The 16,476-nt window shown below is 51.4% G+C and carries 12 protein-coding genes; 7 read left to right on the top strand and 5 right to left on the bottom strand.

The genetic code is table 11. From position 1 onward, the window contains the following. Position 1: 1 nt before the first annotated feature. The 3 genes from AC52PS_RS02115 to AC52PS_RS02105 all read right to left on the bottom strand — a co-directional run bounded on the left by AC52PS_RS02115 (position 2) and on the right by AC52PS_RS02105 (position 3,041). Positions 2-790 (bottom strand): ABC transporter permease, encoded by a 789-nt coding sequence (locus tag AC52PS_RS02115; RefSeq protein ID WP_495561374.1) that lies wholly within the window; start codon positions 788-790, stop codon positions 2-4. Further along, positions 778-1,764, bottom strand: coding sequence for an ABC transporter ATP-binding protein (locus AC52PS_RS02110; RefSeq protein ID WP_495561373.1), 987 nt, complete (start codon positions 1,762-1,764; stop codon positions 778-780). Before AC52PS_RS02110 ends, AC52PS_RS02115 begins: the two co-directional genes overlap by 13 nt. Before the next feature lie 293 nt (positions 1,765-2,057). Further along, on the bottom strand, positions 2,058-3,041 hold the full coding sequence (locus AC52PS_RS02105; RefSeq protein WP_495561372.1) for an aldo/keto reductase: 984 nt from the start codon (positions 3,039-3,041) through the stop codon (positions 2,058-2,060). Positions 3,042-3,145: 104 nt separating this feature from the next. Between AC52PS_RS02105 and AC52PS_RS02100 the strand changes: the two genes are divergently transcribed. The 6 genes from AC52PS_RS02100 (at position 3,146) to AC52PS_RS02075 (ending at position 10,786) form a co-directional block, all read left to right on the top strand. Then, positions 3,146-3,979, top strand: coding sequence for a TrmB family transcriptional regulator (locus AC52PS_RS02100; RefSeq protein WP_495561371.1), 834 nt, complete (start codon positions 3,146-3,148; stop codon positions 3,977-3,979). Continuing rightward, positions 3,969-5,822 (top strand): alpha-amylase family glycosyl hydrolase, encoded by a 1,854-nt coding sequence (locus tag AC52PS_RS02095; protein ID WP_495561370.1) that lies wholly within the window; start codon positions 3,969-3,971, stop codon positions 5,820-5,822. The genes AC52PS_RS02100 and AC52PS_RS02095 overlap by 11 nt, the downstream gene beginning before the upstream one ends. Before the next feature lie 80 nt (positions 5,823-5,902). Beyond that, positions 5,903-6,643 carry a prepilin peptidase gene (locus tag AC52PS_RS02090; protein ID WP_495561369.1) on the top strand — a complete coding sequence of 247 codons (741 nt, stop codon included), beginning with the start codon at positions 5,903-5,905 and terminating at the stop codon, positions 6,641-6,643. Positions 6,644-6,679: 36 nt separating this feature from the next. Continuing rightward, positions 6,680-7,669, top strand: coding sequence for a LacI family DNA-binding transcriptional regulator (locus AC52PS_RS02085; RefSeq protein WP_495561368.1), 990 nt, complete (start codon positions 6,680-6,682; stop codon positions 7,667-7,669). 67 nt (positions 7,670-7,736) lie between these two features. Then, positions 7,737-9,995 (top strand): hypothetical protein, encoded by a 2,259-nt coding sequence (locus tag AC52PS_RS02080; protein WP_495561367.1) that lies wholly within the window; start codon positions 7,737-7,739, stop codon positions 9,993-9,995. Between the two features lie 167 nt (positions 9,996-10,162). Continuing rightward, complete coding sequence (locus AC52PS_RS02075) at positions 10,163-10,786, top strand: hypothetical protein (RefSeq protein WP_495561366.1); 624 nt, start codon at positions 10,163-10,165, stop codon at positions 10,784-10,786. Between the two features lie 113 nt (positions 10,787-10,899). Here the strand turns inward: AC52PS_RS02075 and AC52PS_RS02070 are convergent, their stop codons facing one another. Both AC52PS_RS02070 and AC52PS_RS02065 read right to left on the bottom strand, forming a co-directional pair. Beyond that, positions 10,900-11,748 carry a hypothetical protein gene (locus AC52PS_RS02070; RefSeq protein ID WP_495561365.1) on the bottom strand — a complete coding sequence of 283 codons (849 nt, stop codon included), beginning with the start codon at positions 11,746-11,748 and terminating at the stop codon, positions 10,900-10,902. A gap of 91 nt (positions 11,749-11,839) precedes the next feature. Then, positions 11,840-13,585, bottom strand: coding sequence for an alpha-amylase family glycosyl hydrolase (locus AC52PS_RS02065; RefSeq protein ID WP_495561364.1), 1,746 nt, complete (start codon positions 13,583-13,585; stop codon positions 11,840-11,842). Between the two features lie 191 nt (positions 13,586-13,776). Here AC52PS_RS02065 and AC52PS_RS02060 point away from each other — a divergent pair, with 191 nt between their 5' ends. Further along, a complete protein-coding gene (locus tag AC52PS_RS02060) occupies positions 13,777-16,470 on the top strand; it encodes an amylo-alpha-1,6-glucosidase (protein ID WP_495561363.1) in 2,694 nt (897 codons plus the stop codon). Positions 16,471-16,476: the final 6 nt, after the last annotated feature.

The following is a 16,476-nucleotide window of genomic DNA, read 5'->3' as shown; positions in this document are numbered from 1 at the left end:
ATCAACCTCCGTTGGATTCCAGCCTCTTCATCCCGCTGCGGAAGAGAAAAGAAGCAGCGGCAAAAAACAACAGCCCGTACATCAGCTGCCCTCCCAAAACTTTGAACCAGATCTGAAAATCAAAATCAACTATCACCCGGGCCGGCCAGTAGGTGATATACGCAAAGGGCAACGCTTTGCTGATCCCAGCCAGCCAGGGAGGAAAAAAATCGATGGGGAAAAACAGCCCCCCAAGAATGAACACCGCCTTCTGAATAATCCAGTACACAGGGGTGGACTCCTCCATCCAGAACGCTAAAAGCCCGATAATGATCTGAAGGAGCAAATTCAGCATCAGCCCTCCTGCAATCAACACTAACCCGGGCAGTATTGCGCTGAAGTACCCGGGGAGCAGACCCACCATAAGGGTGGAAACACCAAACCCGATTATCAGCATGGGAAGAGCATTGACCAGGCTCTCCCCCAGCCCCCTGGATAGATAAAAAAGCACATAGTTATAGGGCCTTATCAATGTATAGGCTATGCTGCCGCTTTTAATCTCTTCCTGAATCGGGGTCATCATTCTACTTTTCCCCATTTCCGGGATTTCGGTGAAACTCAGATACCAGAGAGTCTGCACCATGGTAAATCCCGCAATTATCGCCTGGTTTGCAAACACAACCCGCCATATGGATGCGAAAATAAACAGCACTATCACCAGAAAAATATTCTTAAAGATGATATTTCCCATGTACTGAAACTGATGGCGGACGGCAATCCCTCCCACCAAGGCATAGCTCATGGCACGCATGTTCCCTCCTGTGTCATTCTTCCGGCATAAATCTCCGCTATTACCTCTTCCATAGGAATGGAACTCACCCCCACATCTTGAACTTCTGTGCGCTCCATCACGTATAAAAGTACATCCTTGACAGCTATTGTCCCCAACTGAACTTCAAGTTTCAGGGCACCGTTACGCCGTTTCAGCACCTGGACGCCGGGCAGATCAATATCCACATCTTCCCCGCATTTCAGGCTCATCACCCTTTTATCCATGAGCTTGTACTTCAAATCTGTGGTTTTCCCGTCCCAGACCAGGGTTCCCTCATTAATGATGACCACCCGTCGGCATATTTTTTCAATATCACCCACATCATGGCTGGTGAGAAAGATGGTCACATTCTGCTCCCTGTTGATTTTCCTGATAAACTGCCGCAGCCGCTGCTTGGCCACCAGATCCAGGCCGATGCTGGGCTCATCCAGAAAGAGGATTTCCGGGGAATGAATTAGACTCCCGGCAATTTCACAGCGGATCCTTTGCCCCAGACTCAGCTTTCGCACCGGCTGTTGGAGAAATTCACCAATATCCAGAACCTGACTCAGCTCCTCGATCCGATCATCAACCACCTGACGCTTCATCCCGTAAATGGCCCCCAATAGCCGAAGACTGTCCAGGGGCGGCAGATGATACCAGAGCTGGCTTTTCTGTCCGAACACAGTGCCAATCCGGCCAGCCAGATCCCTGCGCTGCCGGTGGGGATCCATTCCAAGCACCGATATATCTCCCCTGTCGGGGTACAGAATACCGGTGATCAGTTTGATGGTTGTGGACTTTCCTGCTCCGTTGGGCCCGATAAATGCGAGAAGCTCCCCGTCGTCAATGTTCAGACTGAGATTCCGTACCGCCCGCAGCTCCTGGGTTCCGGGAGAGAAGTACCCTCTCACCCCCCGCCCGCGCCGACGCATTCTGAATGTCTTCTCAAGATTTCGCACTTCCACTGCCATGTAAGCCTCCCTGGCACCCTCTTTTCCACACCATTCCCGATGCATACCGGATGCATAGATATAAAAAAAGCCCGCAGCATAGAAGCCGCGGGCTTTCGTAGACATGGTAAAGCTATGCTACAGTCCACCCCCGACAATGGTGACAGCGACGTTCACCGGCTGAGAGGAGATATACTGGATGTAGCTGTTTGCATGTGTATTCATACTATTAGAGATATAATTGTCAATTCACAAAAAGTTTGCAATACCTTCTCCGGAAGATTTTAAAGAATTTCTGCCGGTTCGCCGGGAGGCTATTCAATAAGTGTCCGATATTCAGAAAGCACCGCTTCCACCTCAGCCACTATCTGTTCCTGTCCAGGAGCATCTGCAGCCTGTGCATTTGACAGCACATGCTTTTCAGACCGCGCTCCGGCTATCACCGACCCCACCGCATCAACATTCAGAGTCCATACCAGAGCAAGCTGTGCCAGGCTCAGATTGTGATCTCCGGCCACTGGCTTCAGTTTGTCCAGAATTTCCAGATACTTACCCCGGTTTTCCGCTGAAAGCTTTCCATTGTGAGCCCGCACATCGCCTTTGGCAAACGATGTATCCCGGCTGATACCGCCAGCCAGCATTCCCTGCATTAGCGGGCTGTAGGGAAGCAGAGCCATCCCTTCTCTCCGAAGAATTGGAAGGATTTCTTTTTTTACCCGGTAGTCAAGATCTATGCCGTGATATTTTTCCCCATTCTGCTCAAACATATTGAAGAGCCCCTGGTACGAGTCTATGCCCACCATCTTGTGTGCCCGTTCCAAATCGGCGGCGGAAAAATTGCTCAACCCCAGAAAACGAACCTTGCCACTGTCCCTGATTTCAGCCAACGTTTTAAAAGCTGCATCATGGTCGGAATTTTCATCGGGCCAGTGTATTTGCCAGAGATCAAGATGATCGGTTCTCAGTCTTTGCAGTGATTCATCTATCTCTCTTCTTAGACTGGCAGGAGTTAGATCTTTTCGAACCCTCTTTTTCTTGTTCCACACCAGACCGCATTTACTGGCGATGAATAGCTTATCCCGCCGTCCCTCTATGGCCTTACCGAGAATTTCCTCCGAGACGCCCATTCCGTAAATGGGAGCGGTATCGAAAAAAGTAATTCCATTATCCACGGCGGCATGTACGGTGCGGATGTACGCTTGCTCATCCATTTCCCCCCAGGCACCGCTGATCCCCCATGAACCGAAACCAATTGCGCTGACTTCCTCATCGAAACGTCCGGGTTTCTTCATTTTCATATCTGCCTCCTTAATTTTCCAGCTCTATAATTCACAGGGAATACAAACCCCATCTATTGAATAGTAGTACATAATGTACTACTATTCAATGACAGCGAGGAACCATGACCCAGCTCTATGAACAGCTTGAAATACTCGGGTTGAGCCGGCCCGAGGCGCAGGTGTATCTCAGTCTGCTCAGAGGCGGCCAGATGACCGGCTACCAGATCGCCAAGGATCTGGGAATCAGCCGCTCGGGCGTCTATAATGTCCTGCAGTCACTGTATAAACAGGGTGCGGTATACCTGATCCCCGGTGATAGCCGGGAGTACACGGCAAAAAGCCCCAAGGAGTTCATCGGCGAACTGAAAGACCGGTACACCGGAACCGCTGACAGACTGAGCAGGGAACTTGAATCTCTCACCGGAGATGCAGACAGGGAACAATTCTTCAATATCCGGGGAACCCGGCAGGTGCTCAGCAAGGCACGCTCCATCATTTCCCGAACCAGGAAAGAAATTCTCATTAATACGGATATTCCTGTAGCGGAGTTCAATCCTGAACTGAGGGATGCCTGCGGCAGAGGCGTGCAGGTCACCATGTTCTCCTTTTTTCCTCAGAACCCGGGAGACCTTCCCATCCGCTTCTTCAACGCAGCACGGAATCCCGAGCCCGGTCACAGCTACTGTGAGGGAAGCTCCCGTCTTATGCTCACATCAGATATGGTGCACTGCCTTCTGGGAGGACGATCCCAGGGGGAATTTACTGCAACCTTCAGTGAGAACCCCCTGCTCACCTCTGTAATCGCCGAACACATCCACCTGGATATTTACCTGTTGGGTCTTCGGCAATCCCACGGGCTGGACAGTATACCTGAAAAATTACTGGTGAACTCCATAATGGAGTCACAATCCGAAAACACAAATCAAAATATCAGGAGCTACTCAGATGAGCACTGAACATGTTTCACCCAAAGTCATTTTCGATACCCACCGGGGTTTCGTATCGCCATTGTATCCGGCCAGACATGAGGAGTTTGAAATCACCGCCTTTGCCGCAGAGGGTGTGAGTGAGTTCAAACTTCAGATGATGATCCAGGGCAGTATGCGAAATATTGATATGATTCCCCGGGGGAATCCATCCCGGGGCTGGCAGCGCTACAGTTGCAGCATCAACTATCCCGAGCTGCATATGCGATTCCACTTTGCCTTCCGGCTGGGAGACCAAGACCTGTATTTTGCGGCGGACGGGCAACGCCTCTCTCCACCGGACGACCGCAAAAGCTTCCAGCTCTTCATGGATTACCAACCCGCAGAATGGGTGGGGGAATCGGTATTTTATCAGATATTCCCTGACAGATTTAAAAACGGCAATCCTGATGTGGGTGTCCGGAACGGGGAGTACAGTTTTGACGGCGGAACCAGTCAGGAAGTTGCCTGGGATTCGGTTCCCCTTGAATGGGATGAAGGCCGCTGCGTGGACTTTTATAACGGCGATCTGGAAGGGATCAGACAGTCCATTCCCTATTTTCAGGAACTGGGGATAACGGCGCTTTATCTGAACCCCATATTTCACTCCCGCACCCATCACAAGTATGATGCAGTTGACTTCTTCCATGTGGACCCACATTTGGGAGGAGACAAGGCTCTGGAGGATCTGAGCAGGGACCTTCATGAAGCTGGGATCCGGCTGGTCCTCGATATCTCCATCAATCACACCGGCAGCGGTCATCCTTGGTTCACCGAGGCACAAAAAGCGTTGGAATCAGGTGTATCCGGAGAAGAACTCCCCGAATCGGCCGAATACTACTATTTTAATGATGACGGTTCCTACCTTGCATGGTATGACGTTCCCACACTTCCCCAGCTGAATTATTCAAGCGAAAAACTCCGAAATCAGATCTGGGCAGGGAAAGACTCGGTTCTGAGAAAATTTCTCCGCCCCCCATACTCCATCGATGGTTGGCGCTTCGATGTGGCGGCCCAGACAGGCAAAAACCGCTATCACGATTTTGCCGATGAAATCTGGCGGGAAACCCGCAAGGCCATCAAAGAGGAAAATCCCCAGGCGTATATTCTGGCGGAGCACTGGGATGATCCGTCCCCATGGCTGCAGGGAGATCAGTGGGACGGCAGCATGAACTACTTCGGCGTATCCCGGCCGGTGAGAGCATGGCTTGGCGAACGGGACCGGTATTTGAGCAAAGAGGAATATCCCCCCGAACGCAGCACACCCACGGACAACCGCCAGCTTGCCCGCATCCTCAGCGAAGCACATAGAGCGGTACCCGGTCAGTTCCGTGAAAGCCAGTTCAACCTCTTGGACAGTCACGATATCAGCCGGCTGCACACCAATGAAAACCATAACAGCCAGGCGAATATCCGTGCCGCAGTAACCATCCAATTCATGCTCCCCGGCGCACCGGTAGTCTACTACGGCGATGAAATCGGGCTGCCGGGTCATGTGAACTCCCATGAAGGGGCAAGGTATCCCATGAACTGGGACCGTGAAAGCTGGGATTCACAAACCCTCTCTTTTTACCGCAAACTGATTCAGCTGCGCCGTTCCAATGATGCTCTGAAGCATGGAATTTTCAAAATTCTCCACTCAGATATACACATCCTGGTTATTGCGCGTTATACTGTGGACACGTGTGCGCTGGGGCTTATTAATAGAAGCTCTGAAAAGCAGGATATATCCATCCCCATAGATTCCCTGCCCCCAGGGGTACGGGAGTCGGATATGTTTACCACTTCGCTTGAGGGGCTGGAAAGCCGGATAATCCCCAATTTGAAGGCTTGATTGGTATGCTGCACGACCGTTGGTCTGCACCCGGTGTGCACACCCCTTGATGTTGGCAGTTCGTTTCATGCATCCCCAAAATGCATGGTTCGGGCTGCCTTTTTTTGTTTTTTTGGATTGTGCACATTGTTCGCATATGGATGCTGCCTTGCCGTTGCCGGGCTAACTGCCTTGCCATTGGCGGGCAAACTGCACCCCCGGATGGGCAATCCGAAGGTACAGGCCGGGGGCAGCCAAGGCAGTTTCCACACTCTTTGGGGCATTATCTAACACGTTCAATTTACCGGATTTTCCAGCAGGAAGGCGATTCCGCCGGTGTATATTGTATGGATGCCGGGCTGGAATTTTCTATTCTCATTCTTCTCCTCGTTGTATGCGCTGCCGGGGATGTTAAACGGCGTATGATCTCGGACGCATGTACGCTCCTGTTCATTTTTCCCGGATTAATGTATGCTTTTCAGCGTACACCCATGGATATGCTCACAGGGATTATCCTGGCTGCAGGAATTCTATGGTTCACATATGCCTGTGCGCGTATCTGTCCCGGTAGATTCGGCTGGGGTGACGGGAAACTGCTGGCGGTACTGGCTCTCTGCGTGCCAGCTCTTATGTGGTATTGCAGCCTGTTGGGATGCACGGGGGTGTTTATTATCCATGCATCCGTTCAATATGCAGGTCAGGTGCGACGCAACAAAGCCGATGGGTTCAGAGAGTTTGCAGCGCCTCTGGGGCCGTATCTTCTCGCCGGATTTCTGATTCTTCCCCTCTGGAGCGGAAACCTCCCGGTGATTTATGGTATTGTTTTTCGGAATATTGTGTAATATAATGGTGGAAACGTTTCCACCCTGAGGAAAAACATGAGCACAATGAAGGACATTGCCAAACACGCAGGAGTCGGTCTGGGTACCGTATCCAGGGTGGTCAACGGTACCGGACCGGTGAGCGACGAAACCAGGGACCGGGTGCACGCGGCAATTAAGGAACTGGATTACCGACCAAACAGAATTGCCCGAAAGCTGGTTTCAGGAAGCAGAGGCGCCGGATTCTTCGGTGTACTGATGCCGCTTTTTATCCATCCATTTTATTTTTACATTCTCCGGGGGATTTACCGCTTTGTGGAAGAGATGGATATGAACCTCATCCTCTTCAACCGCGGCAAACATCCCGAGCAGGCAATGAGTCATATTCTTCAGGAAGATATTATCGGTCTTTTCGTGATGAGCCACGATCTCAGCAGGGATGAGGAGCAGATGCTCAACCACGAAAAACTCCGCTACTGCTTTCTCGATTACCATAAACCTCACAGACCATCGGTGTATGTTGATAATCGTTACGGCGGAATGCTGGCCGCAGACCATATTATATCCCGGGGTTTGAAATATCCCGCCTTTGTGGGGGATGTGGGCAACCCCCAGCAGCAAATTGACCGCTTCAACGGGTTTCAACACCGCCTTCGTAATGCGGATATTTCCGTCATCGGAAAAAAGCTGGTTCCCAACCAGTTTGAGAGTGATACCGCGGTGGAAGAATTGCTGAAAGAGCATCCTGAAATCGACAGCCTGTTCTTTTTTTCAGACAGCCATGCACTGGAATCCCTCCCTGCAGTTGCCAAATGGGAGAAACAACTTGAGATTATCGGTTACGACGATCTGGATTTTACCGGCTTTCTGGGTCTCACAACCATTCACCAGCCCAAAGATGAAATCGGATATGAAGGCGCCCGGCTGCTTCACAGTATTATTAAGGGGTCCGAACGTCAGGGCGACCAGGAAATTATTCTGAAACCGGGGATTTCCGTACGGGGGCCCCTCGCTCTGGAACATTTAAAAAACCGAAACATCCCATGATTACTGTAATTACCACCGCAATTACGCATACACCCGCATACCGCGGAATATAATCAAGGAGATTGCAATGCAACGCACTGCCAACATCAGGATTTGGGGAATAGTATTACTGGCTGCGGTTTTCGTGACCGCTTGTTCAAGCCCGCCTCCGCCGCCTCCGGCGCCCCGGGTTGAACGTTTTGAACGGGAGTATCCGGTGGACGAAGAGTTCCAGATTTATACAGACAAGGTTGTTCAGGGTGATAAGACTGCCAGGGTTATCAGCACCGAAAAAATCGAATCCACCTACGGGACCCGGACGAAAACATGGCTGCTGCAGGAAGACATTTCCCGATTACCGGTGTTCAGCAGTCCCCAGGCTCCCATATATGAAGCACTCTACAATATGGCTCTGGAGGAAAGTCTCCAGGATATCCGTTCCGACGGAAGCTTCATGGCGGGAAAAAAATGGAACGGTGTATGGACACGGGATATTTCATATGCGATCCAGCTTTCCCTTGCTTACCTGCTTCCTGAAAACAGCAAAAGCAGTCTGATGGACAAGGTGAATGAATGGGGTGAGATTATCCAGGATACCGGTACCGGCGGATCATGGCCGATATCCACCGATAGAATCGTCTGGGCGATTGCAGCATGGGAGCTGTACCTTGCTACAGGAGACTCCGAATGGAGAGGTACAGCTCGGAACATTCTCGAGCGCAGCATCCAGCGGGATATGCTTAACGCCCTGGACAGTGAAACAGGGCTGCTGTTCGGAGAAACATCCTTTTTAGACTGGCGGGAACAGACTTACCCCGAATGGATGGAACCCAAGGATATTTATGAAAGCAAGGCCATGAGCACCAATCTGCTCTTTGCCAGGGCTCTGGAGATTCTGTCGTATATGTACGGGGAATCAGGGGAAGCATCCAGAAGCGCCGAATATCTCCAGATGGCCGAGAAACAATACGATCTGATTGAGCAGGCATTCGGGCTGGAAAACGGGCTGTACAGCCTCTATCTCTACCCCCCGGTGCAGGGGAGCCGGCCTGTGGATAAAACCGGCACCCTGAGCAATTCCCTTGCAGCAATTCTCAGTACGGAAGAATCATCTCCTGCGGCGGTGCTGGCCGGCGCTACGCCCCTCACTTCGGCCATTCCGGCGGTCCATTTCGGTATTCCCACCATAGAGCCCCAGCAGCCGGGAATCCCCCCGTATCACAACAAAGGCATCTGGCCCTTTGTGGAAGCGTACTACGGTATTGCAGGGGTTCGGGAAGGCAACATGGAGGCGTTTGAACACAGCCTTGAGGCAATGACCCGTTCCGCAGCCCTCTTTCTCAGTCACATGGAGAATATGGTGTACGACAATGGTCATTACAGCGGAACCCAGATTAATTCCGAGCGGCAGCTTTGGTCGGTTGCGGGATATTTGGGCATGGTCTACAGAGGGTTGTTCGGCATTCATGTACAGCAGAAGGGTGTAACATTCTCACCAATGCTCCCGGAAATTTTCGCCGGCGGACCGGTGCGCCTTGATGGCTTTTCTCTCAGGGGAATGGAACTGAACATGACTGTGAGCGGAACCGGGTCCCGGATACAATCGATTCTTATCGACGGCACATCTGTCGAGCCGGAAGTTCTTCTGGAATGGAGAGAGGGTCCCGTCCAGGTGGATATTATTCTGGAACCCTCTGAGAACCCCGGAAGCATCAACCTCATACCCAGTGATATCGAAGCCCCCAAAGATCCGATCATCCAGGGCTCCGGCAAAGATTTCAGCTACCGCAGCCTTCAATCAGATGCCGAAACTTTCCTGTGGGACGGGAATGAACGTATCTCCACAGATGAAACCGGCCCCGGAGCTCAAGGGAGAGGGGATATCTGGAGTGTACTTTCCACCAGAGAAGGGGAAGGCCGCACCCTTACCTCCAATCTGAGCCGCTGGACATATGACCCCGAATCTGCTGTGAAAATTTCTGCAGGCAACCAGGCCGTTGAAGTCCTTCCGGATACCGATCAGATCCTGGAATTTGATGCCGATGTTGAGGAAGGCGGTCGCTACTACATTGTGTTTGAGTACGCAAACGGCTCAGGCCCAATTAACACCAATAATAAAACCGCAATCCGCACGCTGTTTGCCGACGATGAGCGCCAGGGAGCGATCGTCCTCCCCCAGCGAGGTGAACGAAACTGGGATGAGTTCGGCCTGTCATCCGGGCTCTTCATGAATCTTGGCAGCGGCAATCATCGCTTCCAGCTCCGGTATCTGCCGGAAAACCGGAACATGGACGGCCAGGTTAACCGCGCCCTCATCCGTTCGCTGGTCCTTATTCCCGTGAACTGATTCATCACCACGGCGAATCCCCGGGGGATGGCAGCCTTCATGCTGCCATCCCCCGTTTGGTTTAAACACCCTCCCCACCGGCAGTTGGCCTGGTAAACATTCGAATGCGGGGATACATTTATACACATCTATACAGATAGCGGATTAATATCCGTGGGAGGAAACCGATGAAACCATCCTGTGCAAAGATTTTACTGTTCCTGGGAAGCTTTATATTATTGCATTCTCAACAGGCATTTGCTGAAGAAACATCTATTGAAGAAGAGCAGCAAAGGGTAATTGCAGAGATTTTCGATGAAGCTCTTGGTTTTTCTGCAGGCCCCATGACAGGTACAGGCTTAACATATCATCGAACCGTCGGAAACAGAGGCTGGCAGATTGTGGCAGGGGCCCTGTACGCACCGGAGCTGCAGTTTTATGGAAACCTTTTGGATTACAGCATAGGGTTTTCCCACAACTGGCGGGTCTTCAGCAGTCAGTGGAGGGATATCCTGGGGGGAAATCTGTATATTTTCACCTCTGCCATGCACCGGGGTTATATTCCCTGGGTGGATGACTCCTATTATGATGAGGAAAGCGAAACTTATGTTGAAGTGACTCCCTATGCGGGATCCTACACCCCCGGGTTCACAATAGGCTTCGGAATCGGTATGGAACTGATAGGGTTCAGCCATTTATCCATACCCATTGAGGTAGGATACGGTTTGACCTGGTCGCCCACCCCCCCCAGTGTGGTGAATCAAATTGCCGTGGATCTGTATCCGCAGATAAGTTTCAGATACCGCTACTGATCCTGGTACTGCCCCGGTTCTCCCGCTAGCGCACTCCCGCTAACCCACAAAAAAAAGGCTGTCCGATTCAAGAACCGGACAGCCTTTGATATTGAATTATTGCTTCAGCAGAGTTATTCCGCTTCCACGGGAAAGGTCAATTCAATGGTATTTGTTTTCTCATCATAGAACTGACTGCTGTCTCCGATCCGAACCGCGGGATCTGAGCTCACATCACCGTAGGGATCAGCGGCCGCCCATTCCTGCTTGAGAATAAATGCCATGTCACTTTCGAAGGCAGACAAATTCCGGGTTTCGTCATCGCCGTCTTCGAATGCGAAGAGCATTACACCGGGTTTAAAACTGTCCTGGTTTTCCGGTGTGAAAACAGTTTCGGAAATCCAGGTATTTGTTTCAGGCATATTCCACATGATAGTTTTGGAGCCTGTGTCCCATCCTGCGCTTTTGGCGCCAAAGCTTTCACCGGATTTCACCCACTGACCTTTCAGGTAGAGGGGCTCCATCCACTCGGGTGCAAAATCAAGTCCGAAGTCCCCATAATTTGCATCGGCAAATTCCTGTACCGCAGCTGCGTCCACAGTCCATCGGACAGTAAGGCTTCCCTCGGGTGCAAGATACAGAAAATCTTCTGCGATTGATGTTCCCACCTGAACCTCTATCTGATCTGCAGGCTCTTCGGGAACCCTGAACCAGATGGTGCTGTCATCCCAACCGAAGAATTCATTCACCGGCTGACCATTCAGATAAATGAGACCGGGCACATCACCGAAACCCTCACCCTTAATGGAAACCATAGTTCCGGGGAGAACATTCAAGGGATACATTCCGTATACTTCTGCGGCGGAAAGGTCCGCTTCGGGAGTTCCCTTAATAACATACTTGCTCATACCGCTGCAGCCGCTGAAAAGCAGAACCATGAGAATGAGCCCAAGACCAAGAAAACGAAGAACGTTTTTATTCATACTACCTCCATATGTACGATCTGGAAACGTTTCCAGATAATTCACCTGATTATAAAACTTGAATTTTCAGCTGTCAAATAGATACGGCCCATTACTCGGGAATTACCCGGAAGATATAGCTGGCCCGGGGTTCCAGACTTCCGATAACGCGAAAATCTTCAAAGCCGCCCTGTTCATCCACCTCCGGCTGGGAGATTTTTTCCGCCAAATAATCACGGGCATCCTCCCCGGTGTAGATATTTTCCGCCAATCCGGCATAGACGGGTTCAAGAGTGAAGCCTTCCGTCCATGGAGATTGCTCCAGGAACAGCCCGTAATCCTCCTGGAGAGTCCCGAGGTTATTCACCACCAGCAGACTCTCTTCCGGAGTATAGCGGAAATATGCGTATACCCGGCGGGTTGAACTGGGCACATGCTCCAGAGTCCCACGCCGGATAGCCGGTGAATCATTTCTCAGTTGAAGGAGACTTCGGTACCGGTTGAGCAGAGAGCCGGGGTCGTTTTCCATAGATTCCACATTCCGAGTCTCCAGCTTGGCGGCGTAGTCCTGCCAGGGATCCCCGTCTGTAAATCCGCCCCTGGGCGTCCAATGCATGGGCCGGCGCAGGTGCTCGTCGGGCTTGCTTCCTTCAACCCCCACTTCCTCTCCATAGTAGATGAAGGGTATTCCCGGGCCTGTAAGAAGAAGGGAAGCGGCAATCTTCTGTTTCTCAAGATCTCCCGAGAGAACCGTCGCACTGCGGGTCTGGTCATGGTTTGCAAGAAAACGTCCGTACTGACCTTCAGGGTACATATCATTTACTTTTTCCTGTTGTCCAGTAATATCCGCATTCTGACCGCCCCGTACGGAATTGAGCATGGCGGTTGCCAGATCAAATTCAAACGCGGTATCGACTTCATCTCCGATATACTTTACGACCTCTTCAGTGTTGGTCCAGACCTCACCTATTGTAAACGCGTCGGGATTAATTCCTTTATAAAAGTCGTGAAATTGCTGAAACCATTCGTGGTTGCTGAACGTGTTCATGAGAAGGTTACCCTCCTCTTTCAAATACATAATTGCATCCAGTCTGAATCCGTGCACCCCGATATCTTCCAACCAGAACCGGATAATTTCATTAATCTCACGGTTCACGTCCTGATTGTAAAAATTAAGATCAGGCATACCGCCCCAGAACACGCCGTAGTAATATTCACCGTTTCCACCGTTATGCCACACCTGCTGGCCCCATGGACCTTCAATTCCCGGATCAATGTCGGACCAGACATAGTAATCTTTATACTGTGGATCCCCCCGCTTGCTCGCAATAAACCAGGGGTGCTGACTGCTTGAATGGTTGAGGACCAGGTCCATAATAATTTTGATACCCCGGGCTTCAGCTTCTTCCAGAAGGAGTTCAAAATCCTCCAGGGTTCCATAATCCGATTCTATGGAATAATAATCCACAACATCGTAGCCATGGTAGCTGGGACTTTCATTAATGGGCATGAGCCAAATTCCGGTTATTCCCAGATCGTCGTCGGTTTCAGGATCTCCATCGTTCAGATAGTCAAGTTTGTCAATAATTCCCTGAATGTCACCGATACCATCTCCGTCGGAATCGTTAAAGGAACGTACAAATATCTGGTAATAACTTCGATCGTTCCAGTCCTGAAATATTTCAGCATCGTATTCCCCGGTGAACGAAGCCACTTCATCCATGGGCGGAGTTCTGTCCACCTGAGGCGGGGGAGGCAGAGCTTCCTGGCTTGCACAGGCTGCCATCATCATAATTACAAAGATCCCCATTAACGCGGGACCCCAGATCCGTCGTATTCGCTTTCCCCAATTTTGCATACAAACCCCTTTGAATCGGCGGGATAAATCCGTTACAACAGCACGGAACCTCACCCCCCGATGTATTTTACCTTTGCAAACAGTATAGCCCCAAATGTTATTGGAGGTAAGGGGAGATTAAAAACATAGAGAAAAGTCTCGAAAAGTGGAAACGTTCCCAGTATAATGATCCAACCATAAAGGAGAGCATAATGTTACATCAAACCGGATCCATTCAGGTTCCACCGATTTTTTCCAGGCTGATATTGTTCATGATCCCGATTCTGCTGATCGCAGCCGCGGCTTCATGTACCACCACCGCGAAAGAGGAGCCGGAACCGGTGAGAATTGCCTCTCTCACATTTCAAAAAGGAGACAGAATAATGGATTACCCTTCTGTCAATTTTCCATCAAGCGATATTCCCCACACCGGTCTTCCCGCCGGGGCAACCATGGAGGATGTTGAACACTTCCTTCGGAGGGCAGCCATTGATATTCCCGCGGGAGAACGGAGACAGTTTGTATTCGGAGATAATATATCCGGGTACCTGGAGCTGTTTACCCATTCATACCGACGGGGCAACGGGTATCAGATCGCAGAGAGCACCGTTATCGCCGATGTGGCAGCCGCATGGAACGGTACGCTGCTGAACCGCCGCATAGACGCAGACAAGGCCGTACTCTATCCGGGATTTATCCGCCATGAATATGAGCAGGCCCATGAAACGCTCTCGCTGTTCGCAAATAGCCACAGCATGGCTCTGAACCTGACATCACCGAAGGGCGAAGCGGCAATTATCAGCTTTTTCCCGGCTTTCAAGACCAGCCTGAGCCGTTATGATGTTGAAGTGGTGGATGATGTGTTTTTGCTGGTTCCCCACCGTCTGAGCAGCGACCACCCATCGGTAATCGCAATTTCATCGGATGTAGCCGTGACAGCAGGGGAAAATTTCCGGGCATCTCTGGGAAGGGAACCGGAGGAAACCGCCGTGTACATCCAGGGCAGCGATCCGGCGAATAGTTCCGGGTCAATTCCGGTGCGGCTCCAGCAGCTGGGATCTGAACAAATCGGACAAAGCGACAGGGATGTGAGAAATGCTCTGAAGGTTTCCGATCACTCTCCTCTTCTGAGCTTCTCCACCGTTGAAAAGGTCGAATCCGCCGGTTTGTACATCAGCTTCGGAATGGACAGGAGCAGCGCACTTGAAGCGGCCCGCCATGCCCGGTCCCGGGGGATTGAGGATCATTTTACGGAAGTGTTGGATATTACCCTCTCCTCCAATATCCGTTCCTCAAATTCCCTGCTGGATGCCTCCCTCTATTGGAGTCTTTATTCCGGTTACAGCATGGTAACCCGACAGTACGGCACGGGAATCTGGGCCGGCCTTCCATGGTTCCGCCAGAACTGGGGCCGGGATACATTTATCGCCCTACCGGGTATTTTGCTTGTAAACGGCAGGTTTGAGGATGCCAAGGCGGTGTTACATAATTTTACCCGCTTTCAAAACCTGGATGAAGAGGATGTGAATTACGGTCGGGTTCCCAACAGGGTAAATAACCCCGATGATATTATTTATAACACCACAGACGGTACGCCCTGGCTTCTGAGGGAAGCGTTGGAGTACATTCAATACAGCGGGGATACTGATTTTGCTCCGGAAATTCTGGAAACCGCCCGTCACTACATTCGGGGCGCCAGAGCAAACTATCTGGGCGAGGACGGACTGCTTCATCATGATGATGCGGACACCTGGATGGATGCCCGCATAGCCGGCAACCAGCCCTGGTCAGCCAGGGGCAGCAAGGCGGTGGAAATTCAGGCCCTTTGGTACACCGCCCTGAAATCTTCGGCGGAAATTGCCCGTCTCAGCGGTGAATTGGAATTGGCAAACGAATGGGGGGCCATGGCCGCCCGTGCTCAACAGTCGTTCATAGATCAGTTTTGGGACGGCGATTCCCTGGCGGACAGAATCCGACCCGATGGAACTGCCGATACCAAGCTAAGACCCAACCAACTCATGGCAATTTCAGTACCCTTTTTAGGAGAAATGAACGATCAGTCATTTCTGTCGCCGGCACAGGAAGCGGCGGTGGTACAAAACGCGGTAAACGGACTTCTCTACCCCTATGGGATCGCAAGCCTTGATCCGGCACATCCCTATTTTCACCCCCATCACGATCAGACAGGCAAATTCCATAAGGACGCGGCGTATCATAACGGTACGGTATGGGGCTGGAACGCAGGACCGGCTCTCACCGCACTGTTGAAAATCGGGGATGGAGAGATCAGTTCCCGGCTGATTCTGAACCTGGCGGATCAGATTATTACCATGGGAACCGCGGGCAGTATGAGCGAACTTCTGGATGCCCTCCCCGATGAAGACGGCCATCCCATCCCGTCGGGTACATTTTCCCAGGCCTGGAGCGTCAGCGAGTACTCCCGGGTTCTCCTACAGGACCTTCTGGGGTTCCGGCCACGACTGCTGGAAAACACTCTCCACCTGGCTCCCCGAATCGGCGAAGATATTCTTCCCCCGGGGGAAGAGCTTTCTGCCCGTCTGGCCTTCGGACGGGAAGAATATCTCAATCTCCGTGTACGAAGAGAAGGTAACGGGGAAACCGTCTACACCATTCAAAACGGATCGGACAGGGATTATACCCTGGAGATGAGCATCTATAGCGGAGAGCGGGGCTGGCTGGGAAAGTCCCAGATAATCGCCGGCGGAAGCCAAATCTCTATTCGGGAAAACGATACGGCGAATTGGAATGTGGTATACCCTGCATTTCCCTCGGTTCTGGAATCTCTCCAGTTCAGGGATCCTGAGGAGGACCGCAAGCAGGAATTTCCGGCCATGAAGGAGCAGAACTATCTTCAGAAGATAATTCAGGCTGGAGAGTTTCGCTGAGGGTTT

It is taken from the genome of Salinispira sp. (genome assembly GCF_059431795.1).
This window is presented reverse-complemented; position numbering and strand designations above follow the sequence as displayed.

Bases quoted from the DNA above. Each gene is read 5' to 3' on its own strand.
- AC52PS_RS02115 (WP_495561374.1), bottom strand. From the start codon at position 790: ATGCGTGCCATGAGCTATGCCTTGGTGGGAGGGATTGCCGTCCGCCAT.
- AC52PS_RS02110 (WP_495561373.1), bottom strand. From the start codon at position 1,764: ATGGCAGTGGAAGTGCGAAATCTTGAGAAGACATTCAGAATGCGTCGG.
- AC52PS_RS02105 (WP_495561372.1), bottom strand. From the start codon at position 3,041: ATGAAAATGAAGAAACCCGGACGTTTCGATGAGGAAGTCAGCGCAATT.
- AC52PS_RS02100 (WP_495561371.1), top strand. From the start codon at position 3,146: ATGACCCAGCTCTATGAACAGCTTGAAATACTCGGGTTGAGCCGGCCC.
- AC52PS_RS02095 (WP_495561370.1), top strand. From the start codon at position 3,969: ATGAGCACTGAACATGTTTCACCCAAAGTCATTTTCGATACCCACCGG.
- AC52PS_RS02090 (WP_495561369.1), top strand. From the start codon at position 5,903: ATGCATGGTTCGGGCTGCCTTTTTTTGTTTTTTTGGATTGTGCACATT.
- AC52PS_RS02085 (WP_495561368.1), top strand. From the start codon at position 6,680: ATGAGCACAATGAAGGACATTGCCAAACACGCAGGAGTCGGTCTGGGT.
- AC52PS_RS02080 (WP_495561367.1), top strand. From the start codon at position 7,737: ATGCAACGCACTGCCAACATCAGGATTTGGGGAATAGTATTACTGGCT.
- AC52PS_RS02075 (WP_495561366.1), top strand. From the start codon at position 10,163: ATGAAACCATCCTGTGCAAAGATTTTACTGTTCCTGGGAAGCTTTATA.
- AC52PS_RS02070 (WP_495561365.1), bottom strand. From the start codon at position 11,748: ATGAATAAAAACGTTCTTCGTTTTCTTGGTCTTGGGCTCATTCTCATG.
- AC52PS_RS02065 (WP_495561364.1), bottom strand. From the start codon at position 13,585: ATGCAAAATTGGGGAAAGCGAATACGACGGATCTGGGGTCCCGCGTTA.
- AC52PS_RS02060 (WP_495561363.1), top strand. From the start codon at position 13,777: ATGTTACATCAAACCGGATCCATTCAGGTTCCACCGATTTTTTCCAGG.